Here is a 20,827-nt window from a genome sequence, read left to right on the forward strand (position 1 = left end):
CGTCAACTAGGCGCTATTACAGATAAATGAAGGATCTATAAGTAACTTTGTACGATGTCATCGAGCTGACCATCGTCTTTCATTTGGTCGAGACGTTGGTTGATGAAGCTTTGCAGCTTAGGATCCATCTCAGGGTCAAACGCCAAATGGATAGGGTAGTTATTGATCACTGAACCAAAATCTTGCATCTGGTAATCATCAATACTTAACTTCTGCTCGTTTAGGTTGTATTTGATTCTCGATTCCATCTCAACAAAAACGGTATCGCCAGGCGTTCGGTTTAATACACGAAAAGCCGCGCTGTAATCTTTAACTCGAATCTCGTTGAGCTTACCTTGTTTGATGTAAGGCTCTAGGTTTGGATATTCAAACCCCACCAGCAAGACCACCGCTTTTCCGTTTAAGTCGTCGATAGTATTGAACTCAAATGGTTCCTTGCCACTACTGAGCAATACGTGTTTTACATTGTAAATCGGATCTTTAGACAGGTTTACAGATTGGATGTTTCCCCAACTAGGACTGCCGTAGGTTACCCAGTTTGGATTCTCTCTCGCGTCGAGCTTGTCAATCATGCGGTTGAAAGGGTAGGTGTGGTAATCGATCTCGTATTGGCTGTCATCAAATACGGCCTCAACAATATCCGAAACCATTCCTCTGTGAGATGACCCGTCAGTTTCGATCTGAAAAGGTTGCGCTTGGCTCGCAATAATGTAGTAGTGAACAGGTTCGCTTGCAAAAGCATAACTGCTTGAAAACAAACTGACTATGGATGCAAATATAAGATGTTTTTTCATAACCTTCCCTAGTTATTTGATGAATGACTACTATTATACTAGTTGAGTAATTGTAGTTTGCTAGGATAACAATAATGGTAATTTGTGTATGGTGACAAAAGGAAAACGCTATATTGGACTCTCCCGACAGTTGATCGGGACTATAATAGCAATCAGCACCTTATTCACAGTTATAGTGACAGGTCTAGGGTTGTATGTGGAGTACCAAAGTCGAGTTTCTTTTATCAGTTCTCAGATCGAACAGGTTAAGGCTGGCTATCTTTCGGGTTTAACGTCCAGTTTGTGGGTTGAAGATCGAGAGCAACTGTTTGTGCAAGCCGAAGGTATCTCCCGCTTACCCTCGGTTAGTTACCTTCTTATCGAAAGTCCCGATGAAAAAATTCTAGAATTAGGTCAAAAGACCTCAGGTCAGTCTTATTCCCAGTCTTGGGAAATGGTGCACCAGATGGGGGGGACAGATTTCCCATTAGCGACGCTCACGGTGCAATCTGATTTGAGCATGATCCTCAATGACTTTGAAGGACGAGTTTTACTATTGCTCGCCTTCGAAGCCGTTAAAATCTTCTTATTGTCTCTGGTTTGCTTAACGATCGTCTATCGCCTCGTGGTCAAACGCTTAATGACTATGTCTTCCCAGATCAATCAGCAACAGGTCGAAGACAACAAACCACGCTTCATAACGCCAACCGATTCTACTTATAGAGACGAGATCTCGACACTAGAGAGTAGCTATAACCAGTCTGTTGAACGTATTCGTCAACAATACCAAGAACTGGAAAAAGCCAAAGATGTCGCTGAGGTTGCCAACCGCAACAAAAGTGAATTTCTTGCCAACATGAGCCACGAGATCCGCACCCCGATGAATGGGATTATCGGACTGTCGTCTCTACTCTCTGAAATGGATATGCCGAAAGAGCAAAAAGAGTATGTCGATATGCTCAATACCTCTTCGCTTACTCTCCTTGATCTAATTAACGACATTCTCGACTACTCGAAGATAGAAGCGGGTCGTTTAGAACTGCAACAAGAACCAATGAAGATGATGGGTATTGCTGCCGATGTTGAATCGACGTTTAGAGTTAAAGCCGAGCAGAAAGGGCTCAGGTTCCAACTGGCGATTGATCCTAAGATCCCAACCATGGTGATTGGCGATGGCACCCAGCTAAGACAAGTGCTTAATAACCTAGTCGGCAACGCCATCAAATTTACCGAGCATGGTCATGTCACACTCTCACTTCGCTTGGAAGAAGTCATAGAGCCAGACCAAAAGCTCAGAGTGAAATTTGAGGTAACTGACAGTGGTATTGGTATTGCTGAAGACAAGCAACAATCGGTGTTCGATAAGTTTCAACAAGCCGACGGCAGCACCACCCGTATTTACGGAGGCACCGGGCTTGGTCTGACGATATGCGATAAGATCGTGACCTTAATGGGCAGCAAGCTTGAGCTAACCAGTGTCGTAGGTAAGGGGAGTACATTCTACTTTACCGCTGACTTTGACCCGAGCTTGGACGTTGACGAAAGCAATATCGATTTTAATAAAGTTTCGGTACTTCTGGTTGATGATAGTCAGCTGAATATGCGTATTACCTCAACACAGCTTCAATCATTCGGCGTTAAGTCTGAGTGCTGTGAAACCGCGACCCAAGCGTTAGAGCTTGTTTCGGAGTCTGTGGCGAAGTCATTGCCTTATGATCTGGTGCTGATTGATAAAGTGATGCCGTCTATTGATGGATTCCAGTTAGCAAGAAGCTTGATTGAGCGTTTTGACAAAGCGTGTCCTAAGCTGGTGATGATCTCTGCCGACCCACGAAAACAAGATGAAGCGCGCGCCAAACAAGTGGGTTTTGTTGCCTACATTGCTCGTCCTTATCAAGATAACCAACTTAAATGGACGTTGAGTGAAGTTCTCGCGAGAGCAGCGGATACCTCAAACTTTACCTATGCAAACAGAGGTGAGGTCGCGTTCAAAGACAATGAACCAGTACCATTAACCAAACCAACGGGTTCTGTTGAAGCTACACCAACGGCTTCTGTCACAACCACACAAACAGACAAACAAGCTCCAATCAAAGAAGAGCCAAAACCAGTGGCTGCTTCGTTTAGTGGCAAAGTATTGGTCGTTGAAGACTCGCGAGTGAACCAACAAGTCGCCAAGATGATGCTCAAGAAGCTTGGGTTTGAGGTTGATATTGCCGATAATGGGGAAATTGGTGTCGAGAAATTCCAGGCCAACGAATACGAGATGATTTTTATGGATTGCCAGATGCCGGTTCTTGATGGCTTCGAAGCCACTAAACAGATCAGAGCGTTAGAAGAGGGCTCTTCACAACATATTCCAATCGTTGCGCTGACGGCCAACGTCGTGCAACGAGACAAGCATTTGTGCTTCGATGTAGGCATGGATGAGTTTTTACCAAAACCGGTTAATCAAGGGAAACTGAGAGAGATCGTTGCCAGTTTTTTATCTAAGGAAAGCGATTCGACCAAAGAAGAAGATGAGCAAAAGATTGTTTAGTTAGTGCCTCATTAAACGTAACCGTTGAAAATAAAAACTCCGACTGAATCAGTCGGAGTTTTTGTATGTGCTCGATTTTTCTTCCTAAGCCTAGGCAAATAGTCATGTGACGCTAACCAATGCTATCAATATGAATGACCACAGAGTCTGGGCGCCAGTACTCCAACTCGCAATCCATTAATTCACCGTCCTGTTTGTAGTTCACTCGGCAGATCTTCAAAACGGGCTGGCCTTCGGCTAAATTCAGCGCCTTAGCGACATGGGCAGGGGCAGAAGTGGGAATCACATCAAAGCGAGAGCGTTGGGTCTCATAGCCATACTTTTCTCGGTAGATTCCTGTCAGTGACATGGTGAGGTTTTCTGACAACACCTTCTCAAACAACGGCGCTTTTAAAACGTTTTCAACAAACAGTACCGCTCGGCCATCAATAAAGCGTAATCGCTCAATCACGTGTATTGGCGTTATCTGCTCTATTTCTAATGCCTTGGCGTAATCGCCTGCCGCCATCTCTGTACGGGTACTCAGCAGTTGTGTTTCAGCAATACGATGCTGTTCGCGAATCATTTGATGAAAGTGAGAGCGTGACAACGGGTTGTAGCGGATACGTTCGGGTGACACATACCAGCCTCGGCGTTCTTCTCGGTATATCAAGCCTTCGGTTTCTAATGACACCAGCGCATCTTTGAGCGTGATTCGTGTGGTGGAAAATAGCTCGCTGAGCTCTCGTTCTGATGGCAGTTTTTGCCCCTCAGTGAAAATGCGAGATTGAAGCTGCTCTCGAATACTCGCCTTAATTCTTCCTAACTGTGTCCCTGACTGCCCTGTTGCCAATGTTCTCATTACTGATCTAGTCCATAAGTTCGTGTGCTCAATAAGGTAAACCACGGAGTTAACAGGAATGTGACAGTAAACAATGGCTTATTGTCATATGAGTGAAATATAACTGCCATGTAAATGCATCTGAACTGTCAAATAAGTTGCGCGAAAGCGTCACACTCCGGCGATAGCATACAAAACGAACTTACTGACCTAGTCCAGAGGGATAGAGACAATGAAAACTTTGCTTAGCCGTTCAACTGTATCGCCAAGAAAACTGATGGGTTCACCTACAAAGCTAATAGGTGCGACGCTAATAACGGCAACACTTTCAATGCCAGCGATGGCAAAGGATGCCGATCTTGAGTCACTGGTAAAAGCCGCTCAAAAAGAAGGTGCGGTTTACAGTGTGGGTATGCCAGACAGTTGGGCAAACTGGAAAGGCACATGGGCAGACCTGAAAGCAAACTACGGTTTGAAGCATCAGGATACCGATATGAGCTCGGCGCAAGAGATCTCGAAATTTGAAGCAGAGAAGAAAAACGCAACCGCTGATATTGGTGATGTGGGTTTCGCATTCGCACGTGTGGCTGTAAAGAAAAACGTCACTCAGCCATACAAACCAACTACTTGGAATGACATTCCAGACTGGGCAAAAGACAAAGATGGTCATTGGGCTCTGGCTTACACAGGTACAATCTCGTTCATTTCAAACAATAACCTTGTTGAAGATGCCCCAAAATCTTGGAGCGACCTACTAGAAGGCGACTACAAAGTAACAGTGGGCGATGTTGGCGTAGCAGCGCAAGCAAACAACGCGATTCTAGCGGCGGCATTTGCTAACGGTGGTGACGAGTCAAATCTAAAACCGGCGATTAAATTCTTTGGCGAGCTAGCGAAGCAAGGCCGTCTGTCTTACACAGACCCAAGCATCGCGAACCTTGAAAAAGGTGAAGTGGAAGTGGCAATCATGTGGGACTTCAATGCACTGAACTACCGCGACACGATCGACCGTGAGCGTTTCACGGTGAGCATTCCACAAGATGGTTCGGTGATCTCTGGTTACACCACCATCATCAACAAATACGCGCAAAACCCGAATGCGGCGAAGTTGGCTCGTGAATATATCTTTAGCGACCAAGGCCAAATCAACCTAGCAGAAGGTTACGCACGTCCAATCCGTAGCAACATTACGCTGCCTAAATCAGTACAAGACAAGCTGATCTCAAACGATGAATACAGCAACGTTCACCCAGTGACTGACTTCTCTGCATGGGAAAAATCAGCACGTCGCCTGCCACGTCAATGGCAAGAAAGTGTATTGATTCACCAGCAATAACCCCGCTTAACACGCCACCTTTAATAGGTGGCTTTTAGAAACAAGCAATAGAGAATAGACCATGAGCAATAAGGTTATCCTTGTTGTTCTAGATGGACTGAATTATCAGGTAGCCCGTGATTGCATGGGCTACCTGAACGGTCTTCTAGAGCAAGGTGATATGCATGAAAAACAGGGCGATTTGCAGAAAAAACAGGACGATTCGTACAGTAAACAGGGCACTTCGCAAAGCACGCAAAAAAGCAAGCTGCGCGCCACGCTTTACCCTGTGCAGTGTGAGCTGCCATCTATGTCACGCCCACTGTATGAGTGCATTTTAACGGGAGTTCGCCCTGTCGAAAGCGGAATCGTTAACAATCAAATCGTGCGTTTATCGAATCACGAGTCGATCTTTAGCTTGGCTAAATCGCAAGGCAAAGTGACGGCTGCAGCGGCCTATCACTGGGTGAGCGAGCTTTATAATCGAGCGCCATTTGATGCGGTGCGTGACCGCTTTACCAACGATGAGACCATGAACATTCAACATGGCTGTTTCTATCACTGGGACCACTATCCAGATGAAGCCTTGTTCTTAGATGCCGAGCACCTGCGCGTGACTCATCAGCCGGACTTCTTGTTGATTCACCCAATGAACATTGACGATATGGGACACAAGCACGGGCTGGATTCTCGCCAATACCGCAACAGTGCACGTGGTGCAGATATTTACCTATCAAACTATCTTGAGAAATGGGTAGACGATGGTTATCAAGTGATCATCACCAGTGACCATGGTATGAACAATGACCTGTCTCATGGTGGCATTCTGCCTGAAGAGCGCGAAGTGCCATTCTTTGTGATTGGCGATAAATTCACACACCAAACGTGCTCAGTGAAACAGACCGACATCTGCGGCAGCGTCTGTCAGTTACTCAACCTTGAACACGATAAATCTTACACTCAGGAATTGTTGGCCTTATGAGCAGTTCTGTAATCACGCAGAGCGATGGCTCTGCGCTTCAACTCAAAACCAAATCTTTGTTTCAACGCCTCAAGCCCGCTTTGTGGCTTGCGCCTTTCGCATTGTTTTTCTATCTGTTCCAACTGGCACCTATGGTTTGGGTGCTGATCAACAGCTTCTTCTATGACGACGAACTCTCTCTAGAAAACTACGCTGAAGTGTTCGATTCTGCCTTTATGATGCAGGCTTTTGGCAACAGTTTATGGTTGTCGATTTGGTCGAGCATTGTTGGCTTAGCGATTGCGACTTTGCTCGTTTCTTCACTGCGCCGCGTTGATTCTAAAATCCGCGATGCGGTGATTGCCTTTACCAATATGAGCAGCAACTTCTCTGGTGTGCCTTTGTCGTTCGCATTCATCATCATCTTGGGTACCAACGGTGCGATCACCCTATTGCTCAAGCAGTACGGTTTACTGGGCGATTTTGACTTGTACGGCAAGTGGGGTTTGCTGGCGATTTACATCTATTTTCAGATCCCATTGGCGGTGTTGTTGCTGTATCCAGCGTTCGATGCCTTGAGTGACGACTGGCAAGCAGCCTCGGCACTGCTTGGCGCGAAAACTTGGCAGTACTGGACCAAAATAGCGCTGCCTGTGTTGTCGCCTGCCTTGCTTGGCACCTTCATCATCTTGATTGCTAACGCGATTGGCGCGTATGCGAGCGTGTATGCGTTAACCTCGGGCAACTACAATGTGATTACGATTCGTATCGCGAGCTTGGTATCGGGCGACTTGTTCCTAGAACCAAACCTAGCCGCGGCAATTTCTGTGATTCTGATGGCGATGCTGGCCTTCATCACCGTGATTAACCAATGGCTGATCAGCAAAAGCTACGCGGGGAAGAGAAAGTAATGAACACCGTAAATACTCGCTTTCATAAAACGGTTGTCTATTCGATTGTCGGCATCATGATGATCCCGATTTTAGCGACCTTTATCTACTCGATCTCTTCTCGATGGGGCGCAACGATCCTGCCGGATGGCTTTACGTTAGATTGGTACATCAACCTGCTGACGGATCCTCGCTTCTTGCAAGCCTTTGGTCGTTCACTGTTTATCTGCGTGGCCGCACTGTCATTGAGTGTGGTGTTGGTTCTGCCTGCGATTTTCGTGGTGTTTTACTATTTCCCGAAACTCGATAAGGTGATGAATATCCTGATCTTATTGCCGTTCGCGGTGCCGCCTGTGGTGTCATCGGTTGGTTTACTTCAATTGTATGCAGACAGCGAAATCTCACTGATAGGCACGCCGTGGATTTTGATTGGCACCTATTTCACCATCGCGCTGCCATTCATGTATCGCGCGATTGCCAACAGCTTTGAAGCTATTAACTTGCATGACTTGATGGACGCTGCTCACCTGCTCGGTGCAAGTACCACCAAGGCGTTCTTGTTGATTATTCTGCCAAACCTTAAGAAAGGCTTAATGGCGTCGCTGTTCTTGTCGTTCTCGTTCCTATTGGGCGAGTTCGTGTTTGCCAACATCTTGGTAGGAACACGCTACGAGACACTGCAAATCTACCTATACAACATGCGTCAAACCAGTGGCCACTTCACGTCAGCCCTTGTGATGACGTACTTCCTGTTTATTTTCTTACTGACTTGGTTGGCAAGTCGTTTCAGCCAAGGAACAAAATAATGAGCTATGTAAATGCGAAAAACCTCACCAAGCGTTTTGGTGACAATACGGTTTTTGAGGACATTGAATTTTCCATCGAAAAGGGTGAATTCATCACGCTTCTTGGCCCAAGTGGTTGTGGTAAATCGACTTTGCTACGCAGCTTGGCGGGCTTAAATCCTGTTGATGGTGGCGAGATCTGGGTTAACGGCGAAGAGATTACTCACCAAGTGCCACAACAGCGTGGCATCGGCATGGTGTTTCAATCTTATGCGCTGTTCCCGAACATGACGGTTGAAGGGAATATTGCGTTTGGCCTGAAAATGAAAAAGCTTGCTGCCGATGAGATTAAGCGCGAAGTCGCGAAAGTGATTGGGCTGGTGGACTTAACGGGCAAAGAGAAATTCTACCCGCATCAGTTATCGGGCGGTCAGCGTCAGCGTGTCGCTTTGGCAAGAGCCTTGGTAGTTAAACCACGTATCTTGTTGTTGGATGAGCCACTTTCGGCGTTGGATGCGAAGATCCGTAAACATTTGCGCCAACAGATCCGAGATATTCAAAAAGAGATGAATCTAACCACGATCTTCGTGACCCACGATCAAGAAGAGGCGATGATCATGTCTGACCGTATCTTCTTGATGAATAAAGGCGAGATCGTGCAAGCCGGCACACCCGAAGAGATCTACACTCAACCTGCCAATGAGTTCGTTGCTGGGTTCATGGGGCACTATAATTTGGTGCAAGCGAACAAAGCCAAGCAACTTTTCAACATTGAAACGGAATGGAAAGTGGCGATTCGACCTGAATCTATCTACGTGAAAGAGCAAGGCCGACAATATGGTGAGCATATCTCTGCACCGAAAACGGGCACCATTCGCAACCACCAGCTCTTGGGTAACGTGATTCGCTACCAAGTGGACGTTGATGAGTGTGAATTAACCGTCGACTTGCTTAACCGTTCTTCTGAACGACTGTTGGCAAACGGCAGCCAACTTGAACTTCTGTTTAACCTTAACGAAATTCAACCTGTGAGAGCCTAAGATGTTCAAACCTTTGTATGTATTTGATATGGACGAAACGCTGATCAATGCAGATGCAGCGATGCTCTGGAATGCGTTCTTGGTTGAAAAGGGCATTGCCACCGCGCCCAACTTTATTGAAGAAGATAAGCGCTTAATGGGCCTGTATTCGGAAGGCAAACTGAACATGGAAGATTACCTAACATTCTCCATGCAGCCTTTAGCCGATATGCCAACAGAGCAAGTTACAGCATTGGTCGAAGAGTGTGTCGAACAGCATATTTTGCCTAAGCAGTTTAAGCAGTCTAAACCCTTGATTGAGCAGCTAGATCGCGACAACATCGATATGTTGATCATCTCTGCCAGTGTAACTTTCTTGGTGGAAGCTGTGGGTCGTAAGGTGGGTATCGAGAATGCACTGGGTATCGACTTAGTAGAAAGCCAAGGTCGTTTTACGTCTGAAATTTTAGGTGTGCCAAGCTACCGTGAAGGTAAAGTAACCCGTTTAAAAGAGTGGTTGGATAATCAAGAAACCAACTACTCAAATATTCACTTTTATACCGATTCAATCAACGACTTACCTTTGTGTGAATACGCTGATTTTGCCTACCTGGTAAACCCATGTCCGCGTTTAAAAGCAATAGCCGATCAACCGAACTGGTCGATCCTCGACTGGGATTAACGCTGATCCCACCTTTAAACTACGTTCGTTTTAGAACGAAAAAAGCCGCTGACTACAGCGGCTTTTTTGCATCATCAGTCTAATGTTCGATTTATTACCTTAGCTGACAAAAGGATGTATGTAACAATTCAATAACATCTATTCCTCTGCTGTAAATCAAACCACCACTCTTCAATCCCTTGATAGCACTCACTTTCTTGTTTTAGCAATTCGCGTGTAACAAATATTTTACAAACTGATGGGGTTTTAGCGTTATTGCCCATTTCCTTCCATCCATTCCAATCTGTCGGCTTGTAGGCCAAATTTAATTAAGGGCAAAAAACACACAACATCTATTTACGTAATAGAAAGCACGTAACAAAAAGTCACGTAATAGAAAGTACGTAATAAAAAACCACGTAATACAAACCAATAGGTACAAGGAGAAAGTTCATGGTGGATACATACAACCCGCTTGGCACGGATGGATTCGAGTTTGTTGAATACACGGCCGTTGACCACAAGGGAATTGAGCAACTTAAAGCGCTGTTTGTGTCACTTGGTTTTGCTGAGATCGCCAAGCACCGCTCAAAAGAGGCTTGGCTGTATCGACAAGGTGACATCAACTTTATCGTCAATGAACAGCCACACAGCCAAGCGGAAGCGTTCGCCAAGGTACATGGTCCATCGGTATGTGGCATGGCTTTTCGTGTCAACGAAGCAACGGCTGCAATGGAGCAAGCTTTCAAGGGCGGTGGTGAAGAGTACAAAACAGAAATAGGGCCGATGGAACTGAGCATTCCGGCTATTTACGGCATCGGTGAGAGCCTGCTCTATTTTGTGGATCGTTATGGCAAGCAGAGCATCTATGACGTCGATTTCCGATTCTATGACGATGCGGAAGAGCGTATGGCTGAAGCCAATGTTGGCTTGTATGAAATCGACCACCTCACGCATAACGTGAAGCAAGGCAATATGGATGTGTGGTCTGGGTTCTATGAGCGTCTTGGCAACTTCCGCGAGATTCGCTACTTCGACATTGAAGGTAAGCTGACAGGCCTAGTGAGCCGCGCTATGACCTCTCCGTGTGGCAAGATCCGTATCCCAATCAATGAGTCTTCTGACGACAAATCACAAATCGAAGAGTTCATCCGTGAATACAACGGCGAAGGTATCCAACACATCGCGTTATCCACGGATGACATCTACAAAACCGTGAAAACTCTGCGCGATCGCGGCATGGACTTTATGCCAACCCCTGACACCTACTACGATAAAGTCGATCAGCGCGTTAAAGGCCACGGCGAAGACACCGATCTGCTGCGCGACCTACGTGTTTTGATTGATGGTGCGCCGACCAAAGATGGCATCTTGCTGCAAATTTTCACGCAGACGGTAATCGGGCCTGTGTTCTTTGAAATCATTCAGCGTAAAGGCAACGAAGGCTTTGGTGAAGGTAACTTCAAGGCGCTGTTTGAATCGATTGAAGAGGACCAGATTCGTCGAGGAGTATTAGACGATGCATAAATGGATCTCGTTTCCTCATCGGGAAGGTGTGTGCTCTAAACAAGCTCACGCCGATTTTCCCGAAGAGGCAATTTATGAGCGAGAAGCAGGTCGGAGTGGATTCTTCGGCCCTGCTGCTCACTTTCATCATCAACATGCCCCAACAGGTTGGTCGGAGTGGGAGGGCGATTTACGTCCTCGCGCTTTTGATTTTACGCTGGTGGAAAAAGCCAGCCAGATAACCCCCTGGGCGGTGCCTCATCTTTTGCACAATGCGGACTGCAAAATTCGTGTGTGGCGAATGGATGAGAAGATGGATTTCTTGGTGCGTAACTCCGACGGTGATGAGCTGCTGTTCATTCACCAAGGCAGCGCCGATCTCTATTGTGACTATGGTCATCTAGCGGTGAGTGAAGGGGATTACGTGATGATCCCGCGCTCGACCAACTGGCGTTTAGAGCCAAGCGAGCCGATGTTTATCTTGATGATTGAGAACACAGATGCGGCTTACTCCTTGCCAGAGAAAGGCATGGTCGGCAATCACGCGGTGTTTGATCCTGCTGTGCTCGACATACCTTCAATCAACGATCAATTTCGTGCTCAGTACTCAGAAAATCAAACTCAGGTTCAGGTGAAACGCCACGACAAAGTCAGTGTGATCACCTATCCGTTCAATCCATTGGATGCAATTGGCTGGCATGGCGACTTAGCGGTGGTGAAAGTGAATTGGCGCGATATTAGACCGCTGATGTCACATCGTTACCACTTGCCACCGTCTGCACACACCACCTTTGTTGGCGCAGGCTTTGTGGTGTGCACCTTTGTACCACGCCCGATTGAGAGCGACCCAGGTGCATTGAAAGTGCCGTTCTACCACAACAATGATGACTACGACGAAGTGCTGTTCTACCACGCTGGTGACTTTTTTAGCCGTGACAACATTGAAGCGGGCATGGTGACTTTCCATCCAGCTGGCTTCACTCATGGACCTCACCCTAAAGCCTTTAAGGCAGGTCAGGCGCATAAGAAGAAGTTTACCGATGAAGTGGCGGTGATGATCGATACTCGCCATGCGCTGCAGTTCTCTGATGAACTCGATAGCGTTGAAAACAAAGAGTATGTCTACAGTTGGCAAGACACTGGTTTGCAAGAGACAGGTTCTCAAACCATGGCTGACGATAAGAAGTAAGGGACAAGGATGAAATTAGCAACCAAGAAAAATGGCACTCGCGACGGTCTATTGATGGTCGTAAGTAAAGATCTTAAACAATGTGTAGCTGCCACCGAAATCTTCCATGCGATGCATCTAGCGCCAACCATGCAGGTAGCATTGGATAACTGGGATAGCGTTGCTTCTCAGTTAGAAGAGTTATACACCTCGTTAAACAACGGGCATGTGACAGGCAGTGAAGTGTTTGCACCTCAGCATTGTGAATCACCTCTGCCACGTGCTTATCAATGGGCTGATGGCAGCGCTTATGTAAACCACGTTGAACTGGTGCGTAAGGCTCGTGGTGCTGAAATGCCAGAAAGCTTCTGGGTCGATCCACTCATGTATCAAGGTGGCTCAGACGCGTTTATCGGCCCTCGTGACAATATCGAATTTGCCAGCGACGAGTGGGGCATCGATTTCGAAGGTGAGGTTGCGATTGTCACCAGTGATGTACCCATGGGCGCTAGCGCTAAACAGGCGCACGAGTCGATTCGATTACTGATGTTGGTGAATGATGTGTCGCTGCGTGGTTTGATTCCGGCTGAACTCGCTAAGGGTTTTGGTTTCTTCCAGTCTAAACCGTCTTCGGCGTTCTCTCCGGTTGCCGTCACACCTGATGAACTTGGCGATCAATGGAAAGGCAGCAAGGTGCATCTACCGTTGATATCGACCTACAACGACCAGCCTTTTGGTTGTCCGAATGCGGGCGTGGATATGACCTTCAATTTTGCAGAGTTGGTCGTGCATGCCGCGAAGACTCGCCCACTATCTGCCGGTGCAATCATTGGCTCGGGCACGGTTTCTAATAAGCAAGGGACTGACCACGGCACCTCAATTACCGAAGGCGGTGTGGGTTATTCATGCATTGCCGAAGTGCGAATGATTGAGACGATTCGTGATGGTAAACCGTCGACTCAATTCATGTCGTTTGGTGACTCGATTAAGCTTGAGATGTTTGATGCAGCGGGTGACTCCATTTTTGGTGCGATTGACCAAAAAGTGAGCCAGTATCGAGCGCTATAATCCACGTAATAGGATTTCTGTATGAGCGAGAGTATCGTAAACAAGAACATTATACTTTACGGTTACTGGCGCTCGTCCGCAGCCTATCGAGTGCGTATTGGATTGAACCTAAAGCAACTCAACTATGAGTCGAAATCGGTGCATTTGGTGCGTAATGGCGGCGAGCAACATGATCCACAATATCGCGATCTCAATGCCAGTGAATTAGTGCCGGTGCTGGTGGATGGTGAAGTTCAACTTAATCAGTCACTGGCTATTCTTCAATATCTCGATGAACACTATTTGTGTGAGAGCAGCCCTGACTCCTCGCTCATTCCAGAGCAAACACCACTGCGCTATCAAGCACTGGCGATGGCTCAGGACATTGCGATGGAAATTCATCCTCTTAATAATCTGCGTGTGTTGCAGTATTTGGAGCGAGAATTATCATGCGGGCAAGAGGTGAAAATGGATTGGATTCACTATTGGATGAGTCAGGGTTTCCATGCTCTAGAAGAGAAGCTAGCGAAGCACAGAAAAGCGTATGGTGACTCGGAGTATAGCCTCACCGGTTCGCCCTGTATCGTCGATATTTGTTTAGTGCCGCAAGTCTACAATGCCTTGCGCTTTGGTCTTGATCTGTCGTCTTATCCGATAATTAATTCGATTGTCGAAGCGTGTAACCAGTTACCCGCTTTTATTGAGGCTATGCCAGAGAACCAAGCGGATGCGAATGCACCGATGTGAATGCATTGAATTGTTTTTTAATGAACTGGAAACGTTATTTGGATTAAGTCTCGTTATAATTATTCTTTGGTATATTTTAAGATATCATGTATTCATTATTTTCATATTTAATTTCCAATTTTATGAATGTTTATCTCATCTAGCATTAAACGGGCACTAATAAAACAAGCCTCATTATAATTAAATTAAGAGGCTTGTTTAATGGGTCTATATTAGTGAAGGTTATTATTCGATAATCTTAGTAATAAACAATACCTTCGCCTTTTGTAATCAGAGTACCAGCTTCATTGGTGATTATTTTATCTAAATCAAATAATGAACCAATCGCCGCATTACCCAATCCAGCTTCAACGAATTTACAAACGGCATCAATTTTTGGCCCCATAGAACCGGCAGGGAATGAAAATTCTGCTAAACCAGCAGGCGTTGCTTGCTTCATTTCTGCTTGGTCTTCTTTACCATAGTTACGGAAAATCGAACCATCGGTTAAGATAATAAATAAGTCGGCATGGATTTTTTCAGCGAGTAGTTCAGCCGTAAGATCTTTGTCAATTACGCACTCTACGCCAGTACTCTTACCTTGCTCAATACTCACGGGAACACCGCCGCCGCCACAAGCGATAACAAGGTTTTCTGTATCTAGAAGAGTTTCAATTTGCTGAATTTCAACAATGCTTTTTGGCATAGGAGAAGGCACAACGCGTCGGTAGTACTCGCCATCAGCTTTAAACTGCATTGTGCTTTGAGCCATTAATTCTTTAGCTCGTTGCTCTGTATATACAGGGCCAACAAACTTAGTCGGGTTAGCAAACGCAGGGTCTTTTTTGCATACTTCAGTTTGCGTGACTAGCGTCGCTACGTCTAATTCAGGGTCAATGTTTCTGAGCTCTTGTTGTAACATGTAGCCCACCATGCCACAGGTTTGAGAGCCGAGCACATCCATTGGGTATGGGGTAGTCTCTGGCGAATATTCACTATAAGCCGCGTTTTGTTCCATCAACAAACCTACTTGTGGGCCATTACCATGAACGATAACAATCTCATGCTCGCGTGCGATTGCAGCAATGCTCGCCGCTGATTTGATTATATTTTCACGTTGGTTCTCAGCCGTTAATGCTTGGCCTCTTGCTAAAAGAGCGTTACCGCCTAAAGCTAATACTATCCGCATGATAATGTCTCCGATCATTTAATAATGATTTTATTTATTTTACGTAGGGATTAACCGCTTGTTTCTAATTAAATTCAAGCTTATTAATAACAATGACTAGGTTTTTTAATTACTCTTAAGTAATTAACATGCCGAGATAGTATGGGAAAATAACTGTTCTAAATGTGATAGCTATCAAATTATCATTTCACTAGAAATAGAGTTGTGGAAACGGGAATTATTATAATTCGATTAAATATCCATAAGCTGGGATACAATCCAGTGGCGGACTCTTTTTTTGTATAAATGATTCGTCTTTAGTGAATATTATCTCAGCCCAAAAAATGAATAATTTAACATTTTTGTTTTAAATATGACGTTCAGATCTCATTAAGAAATTTAGAAACGGTACGGGGCAAAACTGAGGTGGGGGTTCACGAGCTTAAAGAGTAGTTTAGATTCGGTTTTTATTGGCCAATCAAGGGCTGCTTAAAGTGTTCAGTGTTTAATGCTTCTCCCGTTGCTTGCTTCACTCAGTCATCGGTTTTCAATCGGCTGCCTTTACTCTAGATGTTATCTGACAGCCAAGTGAAAATTGGAGATAGCTCGCCACGTTCTTGGTCTAAATACTAAGGCGAAACAACACGCTTTATCTCTTCCAAAACCTCGGCGTTAGCAATGGCACCGAGATTTTCTACACTCTTGCCATTGATCACCTGTTTCACCGCCAGTTCTACCAGTTTTCCTGAGCGTGTTTTTGGCACGTCGCTGATCGCAAATATCTGGCTTGGCACATGCCTTGGTGAGCAAGAGGATTTGAGTTTACTCCTGATGGCTGTCAGTAGCGCCTCATCTAGACTCACACCTTGCTGCAGTTGAACGAACAACCAGATCTGCTCATTACGGTCGATGTCTTTACCGACGGCGATGGAATCGATGATGCCCTCAATGGTGTTCACTTGTTGATAGATCTCAGCGGTACCAATTCGCACACCACCAGGGTTGAGTGTGGTGTCGCCTCGCCCGTAGAACAGGTAGCCGCCATGCACGCTCTGTGCGACTTCGTCACCGTGATGCCACACATTATCGAACTTGTCCCAGTAAGTGCTGTGGTAGCGCTCTCCGGTGTCATTCCAGAAGCCAACAGGGAAGTTGGGTAGGGAGTTTGTACACACCAGTTCGCCACGTTCATGATTGACTTTGTGACCAGACGAATTGAACACCTTGATGTCGACCCCGAGCCCTGCCTGTTGGCACTCACCGCGATACACTGGCGAGATAGGGTTGCCTAAAACAAAGCAGCCACAAATATCCGTGCCGCCAGAAATGGACGCTAAATGCAGGTCTTGTTTGATGTGTTTGTAAACATAATCAAACTGCTCTGGGTAGAGCACAGAACCCGTCGAGCACAGTATTCTTAATTTAGGAAGGTTGTGACTGTCGAGCGGTGAGAGTTCCGCTTTCTCAATCGCCTCTAGATACTTGGCTGAAGTGCCAAATGTCGATACATCAGCTCGCTGCGCTAAATCCCACAGAACGTTAGGTTGCGGATAAACTGGGCTGCCATCAAAGATCACCAAACAAGCACCGCTCGCGAGCGCAGAGACGTGCCAGTTCCACATCATCCAACCACAAGTGGTGTAGTAGAACACGCGATCTCTTGGTTTAATATCGCAATGAAGCTGATGTTCTTTTAGATGGTTGATGATGGTGCCACCAACAGAATGCACAATGCACTTTGGCTTGCCCGTTGTGCCGGAAGAGTAGAGTACAAACAGAGGTTCATTGAAGTTCACACGAGTGAATCGAAGAGGTTTTGGCTGATAGTGATTAATGATGCTGTGCCAGCTTTGGGTTAACACATTGTGTTCAACGTTGTTCTTCTCTAAATGACTCTTCTCTAAATCGCTCTTATCTAAATCATTGTTCGGTTTCAAGTAACTGATCTGACACACCTGTTTTAATTCGTTTAAGTGCTCGATGATTTCACGGTTCTTGTCCGCCATATCGAACGTCTTGCCATTGAAGGTGTAGCCGTCACAAGTGAACAGCACCTTGGGCTTCACTTGGCCAAATCGTTCAATCACACTCTCAACGCCAAAGTCGGGAGAGGTCGATGTCCAAATCGCACCTAAGCTGGTGGTCGCCAACATCGCTATCACGGTTTGCGGTAGATAAGGCGTATAAGCAGCAACCATATCACCTTGCTTCACTCCGCTATCAACAAGCCATTGTTGAACGCTAGAGACTGATTCACACAGGGTTTTCCATGTATAACTCTGTTGTTCGCCACGCTCGTTCTCAAACCAAATCGCACGCTCGTCAGGCATTATTTGCGCTAAACGCAGTAAGTTCTCGGCGTAGTTTACTTGCGTATTCGGGAACCAAACCGCATCACGATTCGATTTCGGCTGTTGCCAGCGGCTCTCACCTTGAGTTTTGATGCGCTCGCCTTGTGCTTTATTAATACAGTCTTGCGAGCCGACCATTCCACAAAACTGCCATACGTTCTGCCAAAACGACTCTGGATGTTCCACAGACCATTGATGGAGATCCGTGTAGTTTTTCAATTCCTGCTCGAGTATGCCCTGCTGATTAAGGCTATCCATGAATCGGGTCACGTTGGCTTGTGCTATACGCTGCTCACTAGGTTGCCAAATTGGCTTATTGCTTTCGTGCATTCCTTTACCTTTAACAAAAAGTTAACGATTTCAGTCTGGTATTTAGGTTTTACAAAGTCAAAAGATCAGCAAAATAAGGGGTTGCCGGAATTGTGTAAATAAAATGTTACACGATCGCCTATTTCGAAAAGTCGCGCAAATTGGCGGATATAACGAGTGGAGATAGGCTTAAAGTGAGACATTCGAAAGGAGGTGTGTAATGACTCAATATCATTCTAAGCCCGTGAGCCAAGAGGGATGGGTTGAGTGGAGCCTCGAAGAAGACGCCATTTGGCACGACTTAGTGAAAAGGCAACTGGACGTCATTAATGACCGCGCATGCGATGCCTATTTGCACGGTTTGACCCTGCTGGATCTGCCATTAGACAGAGTTCCCCAGCTTCCAGAGATAAATAAAGTCCTAATGGAAACAACAGGTTGGCAGGTTCAGCCTGTGCCTGCGTTGATCGATTTCGACCGTTTCTTTGATTTGCTCGCCAACAAGAAATTCCCAGTCGCGACATTTCTGAGAACGCGAGACGAGTTCGATTATTTGCAAGAGCCCGATTTCTTCCATGAAATTTTTGGCCACTGTGCCATGCTCACCAATGCCGATTTTGCGATATTCACTGAGCATTACGGAAAACTTGGCCAAGCAGCCACACCTAAACAGCGTGCGTATCTTGCCCGTTTGTATTGGTTTACGGTTGAGTTCGGTTTAGTAAAAGAAGGTCATAGGCTGAAAATCTATGGCGGTGGCATTCTTTCGTCTCCGGCGGAAACTATGTATGCGTTGGGAGGAGACTTGGCCGTTCGTGAGCGGTTTGACCTGCAAACGGTTTTAAGAACCCCTTATCGCATCGACATCATACAACCGAAATATTACGTGATTGATGAGTTGTCTGAGCTCTTCAAAATCAGCCAGGAAAACCTATTGCAGCAAGCAGATCTCGCGATAGACGAGGGATTACTACCACCACTTTTTGAACCTAAGGAACCAACACATGTTGAATGAACAAAAATGCGAAGCCTGCAGTATCGACGCGATTGCCCTAAGTAAAGACGAGCAACAGTCTTTATTGTTGGAGTTGTCTGACTGGCAAATCATGGAAAGAGACGGCATCCCACAGCTTGAGAAGGTGTTCAAGTTTAAGAACTACAAACAAGCATGGGCATTCAGCAATAAAGTGTCAGAGTTGGCAGAAGAAGAATTCCATCACCCTTCGATTTTATTGGAGTGGGGCAAAGTCACTGTAACGTGGTGGAGCCACTCAATCAAAGGCCTCCACAAGAATGACTTCATCTGTGCCTCACGCTGCGATGTGTTCGCCGTGAGTGAATAGTCTTTTTTGGTCTAGATGAGGCTTTTTTCCGACATCTGTGATGTGATTATCTTATTATTCGGCTCATAAGGTGAGTCGAATAACTGCTTAAACGGCTCATGGTATGAGTTGAATAAGCGATACTTTCGTATCATAGAGCGTAACTTCTCCAAAACTAGCTTGACCTGCATCAGCGACTTGCTGGTTTCTTGCCCCACAACCCCCTCTATTGCTCATAGTATTGGTTTTATGAGGCTGCTCTATGATATATTTCTCGGCCAAGTGTATTACAGACGAAGGCTAATAATGTCTATCAACCTTTCACTCCTTCCACCCAGTGAGAAAAATAAAATCGAACTGGATAAGCAGGCATCGTTTCTTGTATGGAAATTGAAGCAGGCGAAATGTGGCCCTGAAGCCATTGTTGAAGAAGCAATGAAGCTAGGTGATCCAGAAGAAAAGGCTTGGTTTGATCAGTCTGTAGAAAAATACAAACGGGTAATGGGTGTCGCATAAACGCACATAAACCTTACCCAGCAAAGCTGTAGAATTGAAATGACACAGTAATTTGCTAGAATTTGCTCCGTTAATTGAATCAGAGAGAAGATCCCGATGGGAAGAAGTTTTGAAGTGCGCAAGGCCTCAATGGCGAAAACTGCAGGCGCAAAAATTAAAGTTTATTCTAAATACGGTAAAGAGATTTACGTACTGGCTAAGAACGGCAGCTCTGACCCAGACATGAACTTACCTCTTAAGCACCTGATTGCTAAAGCTAAGAAAGACCAAGTACCCGCTCACGTTATCGACAAAGCGATCGATAAAGCGAACGGCGGCGGCGGTGAAGACTTCCAACCAGCTCGTTACGAAGGTTTCGGCCCTGGTGGCACAAGCGTAATCGTTGACTGTCTAACTGACAACGGCAACCGTACTTTCCAAGACGTTCGCCAATGTTTCGTTAAGACTGGCGCGAAAATCGGTGTTGAAGGTACTGTTTCTCACATGTTCGCTCACCAAGCTGTATTCCAGTTTGCTGGCGAAGATGACGAGATCATCCTAGAAACGCTAATGATGGAAGACGTAGACGTGACTGACGTTGAGCTAGAAGACGGTGTTATCACTGTATTCGCTCCAACGACTGAGTTCTTCAAAACGAAGACTGCACTACACACTGCGTTCCCTGAGCTAACTCTGGACGTTGAGGAAATCACTTTCGTTCCTCAAACGACTACGCCAGTAGCTGAAGAAGATTCTGAGAAGTTCCAGAAGTTCTTAGACATGCTTGACGACTGTGATGACGTTCAGCAGGTTTACCACAACGCTGAGCTATAATATCAATCTATAATTGATAGCTTTGCTCTTGTGAGTAGAATGTAGAATACAAAAAACCGAGCCTAGTGCTCGGTTTTTTTATGCTCGTAATTCAGGCATTTATCTGTGAACATAGCTTTTTTATCGTAGCTCTTTGGT

19 protein-coding genes and 1 pseudogene are annotated in these 20,827 nt (G+C 45.9%); 15 read left to right on the forward strand and 5 right to left on the reverse strand.

The genetic code is table 11. From position 1 onward, the window contains the following. Window positions 1–35: 35 nt before the first annotated feature. The gene (locus tag L3V35_RS04845; RefSeq protein ID WP_237298656.1) at window positions 36–794 is read right to left on the reverse strand and encodes a transporter substrate-binding domain-containing protein; all 759 of its coding nucleotides are present in this window, start codon (window positions 792–794) and stop codon (window positions 36–38) included. Window positions 795–882: 88 nt separating this feature from the next. Between L3V35_RS04845 and L3V35_RS04850 the strand changes: the two genes are divergently transcribed. Beyond that, entirely contained in the window at window positions 883–3,312 is a 2,430-nt protein-coding gene (locus tag L3V35_RS04850; RefSeq protein ID WP_237298658.1) for a response regulator, read from the forward strand. A gap of 112 nt (window positions 3,313–3,424) precedes the next feature. Here the strand turns inward: L3V35_RS04850 and L3V35_RS04855 are convergent, their stop codons facing one another. After that, entirely contained in the window at window positions 3,425–4,153 is a 729-nt protein-coding gene (locus L3V35_RS04855) for a UTRA domain-containing protein (RefSeq protein WP_171327624.1), read from the reverse strand. Window positions 4,154–4,364: 211 nt separating this feature from the next. Between L3V35_RS04855 and L3V35_RS04860 the strand changes: the two genes are divergently transcribed. The 6 genes from L3V35_RS04860 (at window position 4,365) to L3V35_RS04885 (ending at window position 9,784) form a co-directional block, all read left to right on the forward strand. Next, window positions 4,365–5,468 (forward strand): ABC transporter substrate-binding protein, encoded by a 1,104-nt coding sequence (locus tag L3V35_RS04860; protein WP_237298660.1) that lies wholly within the window; start codon window positions 4,365–4,367, stop codon window positions 5,466–5,468. 61 nt (window positions 5,469–5,529) lie between these two features. After that, window positions 5,530–6,429 (forward strand): alkaline phosphatase family protein, encoded by a 900-nt coding sequence (locus tag L3V35_RS04865; protein ID WP_237298662.1) that lies wholly within the window; start codon window positions 5,530–5,532, stop codon window positions 6,427–6,429. After that, on the forward strand, window positions 6,426–7,319 hold the full coding sequence (locus L3V35_RS04870; RefSeq protein WP_237298664.1) for an ABC transporter permease subunit: 894 nt from the start codon (window positions 6,426–6,428) through the stop codon (window positions 7,317–7,319). The genes L3V35_RS04865 and L3V35_RS04870 overlap by 4 nt, the downstream gene beginning before the upstream one ends. Next, window positions 7,319–8,104 (forward strand): ABC transporter permease, encoded by a 786-nt coding sequence (locus L3V35_RS04875; protein ID WP_004732591.1) that lies wholly within the window; start codon window positions 7,319–7,321, stop codon window positions 8,102–8,104. The genes L3V35_RS04870 and L3V35_RS04875 overlap by 1 nt, the downstream gene beginning before the upstream one ends. After that, on the forward strand, window positions 8,104–9,123 hold the full coding sequence (locus tag L3V35_RS04880; protein ID WP_004732593.1) for an ABC transporter ATP-binding protein: 1,020 nt from the start codon (window positions 8,104–8,106) through the stop codon (window positions 9,121–9,123). Before L3V35_RS04875 ends, L3V35_RS04880 begins: the two co-directional genes overlap by 1 nt. Before the next feature lies 1 nt (window position 9,124). Next, the gene (locus L3V35_RS04885; RefSeq protein WP_171311115.1) at window positions 9,125–9,784 is read left to right on the forward strand and encodes an HAD family hydrolase; all 660 of its coding nucleotides are present in this window, start codon (window positions 9,125–9,127) and stop codon (window positions 9,782–9,784) included. A gap of 94 nt (window positions 9,785–9,878) precedes the next feature. Here the strand turns inward: L3V35_RS04885 and L3V35_RS04890 are convergent. Continuing rightward, window positions 9,879–10,061, reverse strand: a pseudogene (locus tag L3V35_RS04890) (hypothetical protein). Window positions 10,062–10,216: 155 nt separating this feature from the next. On the opposite strand from L3V35_RS04890, the gene hppD reads away from it, so the two are divergent. The 4 genes from hppD to maiA are packed head-to-tail and all read left to right on the forward strand — an operon-like array spanning window position 10,217 to window position 14,231. Then, complete coding sequence (gene hppD / locus L3V35_RS04895) at window positions 10,217–11,290, forward strand: 4-hydroxyphenylpyruvate dioxygenase (RefSeq protein WP_237298665.1); 1,074 nt, start codon at window positions 10,217–10,219, stop codon at window positions 11,288–11,290. Beyond that, window positions 11,283–12,458, forward strand: coding sequence for a homogentisate 1,2-dioxygenase (locus tag L3V35_RS04900; RefSeq protein ID WP_102482409.1), 1,176 nt, complete (start codon window positions 11,283–11,285; stop codon window positions 12,456–12,458). Before hppD ends, L3V35_RS04900 begins: the two co-directional genes overlap by 8 nt. A 9-nt stretch (window positions 12,459–12,467) precedes the next feature. Next, a complete protein-coding gene (locus L3V35_RS04905; protein WP_237298667.1) occupies window positions 12,468–13,505 on the forward strand; it encodes a fumarylacetoacetate hydrolase family protein in 1,038 nt (345 codons plus the stop codon). Between the two features lie 21 nt (window positions 13,506–13,526). After that, the gene (gene maiA, locus L3V35_RS04910) at window positions 13,527–14,231 is read left to right on the forward strand and encodes a maleylacetoacetate isomerase (RefSeq protein WP_237298668.1); all 705 of its coding nucleotides are present in this window, start codon (window positions 13,527–13,529) and stop codon (window positions 14,229–14,231) included. 238 nt (window positions 14,232–14,469) lie between these two features. Here the strand turns inward: maiA and L3V35_RS04915 are convergent, their stop codons facing one another. After that, entirely contained in the window at window positions 14,470–15,399 is a 930-nt protein-coding gene (locus L3V35_RS04915; RefSeq protein WP_012601290.1) for a carbamate kinase, read from the reverse strand. A gap of 608 nt (window positions 15,400–16,007) precedes the next feature. Continuing rightward, window positions 16,008–18,059 (reverse strand): acetoacetate--CoA ligase, encoded by a 2,052-nt coding sequence (locus L3V35_RS04920; protein ID WP_237298670.1) that lies wholly within the window; start codon window positions 18,057–18,059, stop codon window positions 16,008–16,010. 199 nt (window positions 18,060–18,258) lie between these two features. On the opposite strand from L3V35_RS04920, the gene phhA reads away from it, so the two are divergent. The 4 genes from phhA to L3V35_RS04940 all read left to right on the forward strand — a co-directional run bounded on the left by phhA (window position 18,259) and on the right by L3V35_RS04940 (window position 20,689). Beyond that, window positions 18,259–19,053 (forward strand): phenylalanine 4-monooxygenase, encoded by a 795-nt coding sequence (gene phhA / locus L3V35_RS04925; RefSeq protein ID WP_065206512.1) that lies wholly within the window; start codon window positions 18,259–18,261, stop codon window positions 19,051–19,053. After that, on the forward strand, window positions 19,043–19,381 hold the full coding sequence (locus tag L3V35_RS04930) for a 4a-hydroxytetrahydrobiopterin dehydratase (RefSeq protein ID WP_017102223.1): 339 nt from the start codon (window positions 19,043–19,045) through the stop codon (window positions 19,379–19,381). The genes phhA and L3V35_RS04930 overlap by 11 nt, the downstream gene beginning before the upstream one ends. A 285-nt stretch (window positions 19,382–19,666) precedes the next feature. Beyond that, a complete protein-coding gene (locus tag L3V35_RS04935; RefSeq protein ID WP_004732615.1) occupies window positions 19,667–19,876 on the forward strand; it encodes a DUF3283 family protein in 210 nt (69 codons plus the stop codon). Window positions 19,877–19,972: 96 nt separating this feature from the next. Next, on the forward strand, window positions 19,973–20,689 hold the full coding sequence (locus tag L3V35_RS04940; protein ID WP_004732617.1) for a YebC/PmpR family DNA-binding transcriptional regulator: 717 nt from the start codon (window positions 19,973–19,975) through the stop codon (window positions 20,687–20,689). Window positions 20,690–20,827 lie beyond the last annotated feature (138 nt).

The organism is Vibrio sp. L5-1, from assembly GCF_021728315.1.
Lineage (GTDB): Bacteria > Pseudomonadota > Gammaproteobacteria > Enterobacterales > Vibrionaceae > Vibrio > Vibrio splendidus_K.

Excerpts from the sequence above, each read along its gene's own strand:
- L3V35_RS04905 (WP_237298667.1), top strand. The coding sequence starts at position 12,468 with ATGAAATTAGCAACCAAGAAAAATGGCACTCGCGACGGTCTATTGATG.
- L3V35_RS04860 (WP_237298660.1), top strand. The coding sequence starts at position 4,365 with ATGAAAACTTTGCTTAGCCGTTCAACTGTATCGCCAAGAAAACTGATG.
- maiA (WP_237298668.1), top strand. The coding sequence starts at position 13,527 with ATGAGCGAGAGTATCGTAAACAAGAACATTATACTTTACGGTTACTGG.
- L3V35_RS04880 (WP_004732593.1), top strand. The coding sequence starts at position 8,104 with ATGAGCTATGTAAATGCGAAAAACCTCACCAAGCGTTTTGGTGACAAT.
- hppD (WP_237298665.1), top strand. The coding sequence starts at position 10,217 with ATGGTGGATACATACAACCCGCTTGGCACGGATGGATTCGAGTTTGTT.
- L3V35_RS04920 (WP_237298670.1), bottom strand. The coding sequence starts at position 18,059 with ATGCACGAAAGCAATAAGCCAATTTGGCAACCTAGTGAGCAGCGTATA.
- L3V35_RS04935 (WP_004732615.1), top strand. The coding sequence starts at position 19,667 with ATGTCTATCAACCTTTCACTCCTTCCACCCAGTGAGAAAAATAAAATC.
- L3V35_RS04870 (WP_237298664.1), top strand. The coding sequence starts at position 6,426 with ATGAGCAGTTCTGTAATCACGCAGAGCGATGGCTCTGCGCTTCAACTC.
- L3V35_RS04855 (WP_171327624.1), bottom strand. The coding sequence starts at position 4,153 with ATGAGAACATTGGCAACAGGGCAGTCAGGGACACAGTTAGGAAGAATT.
- L3V35_RS04850 (WP_237298658.1), top strand. The coding sequence starts at position 883 with ATGGTGACAAAAGGAAAACGCTATATTGGACTCTCCCGACAGTTGATC.
- L3V35_RS04845 (WP_237298656.1), bottom strand. The coding sequence starts at position 794 with ATGAAAAAACATCTTATATTTGCATCCATAGTCAGTTTGTTTTCAAGC.
- L3V35_RS04865 (WP_237298662.1), top strand. The coding sequence starts at position 5,530 with ATGAGCAATAAGGTTATCCTTGTTGTTCTAGATGGACTGAATTATCAG.
- phhA (WP_065206512.1), top strand. The coding sequence starts at position 18,259 with ATGACTCAATATCATTCTAAGCCCGTGAGCCAAGAGGGATGGGTTGAG.
- L3V35_RS04885 (WP_171311115.1), top strand. The coding sequence starts at position 9,125 with ATGTTCAAACCTTTGTATGTATTTGATATGGACGAAACGCTGATCAAT.
- L3V35_RS04940 (WP_004732617.1), top strand. The coding sequence starts at position 19,973 with ATGGGAAGAAGTTTTGAAGTGCGCAAGGCCTCAATGGCGAAAACTGCA.
- L3V35_RS04930 (WP_017102223.1), top strand. The coding sequence starts at position 19,043 with ATGTTGAATGAACAAAAATGCGAAGCCTGCAGTATCGACGCGATTGCC.
- L3V35_RS04900 (WP_102482409.1), top strand. The coding sequence starts at position 11,283 with ATGCATAAATGGATCTCGTTTCCTCATCGGGAAGGTGTGTGCTCTAAA.
- L3V35_RS04875 (WP_004732591.1), top strand. The coding sequence starts at position 7,319 with ATGAACACCGTAAATACTCGCTTTCATAAAACGGTTGTCTATTCGATT.
- L3V35_RS04915 (WP_012601290.1), bottom strand. The coding sequence starts at position 15,399 with ATGCGGATAGTATTAGCTTTAGGCGGTAACGCTCTTTTAGCAAGAGGC.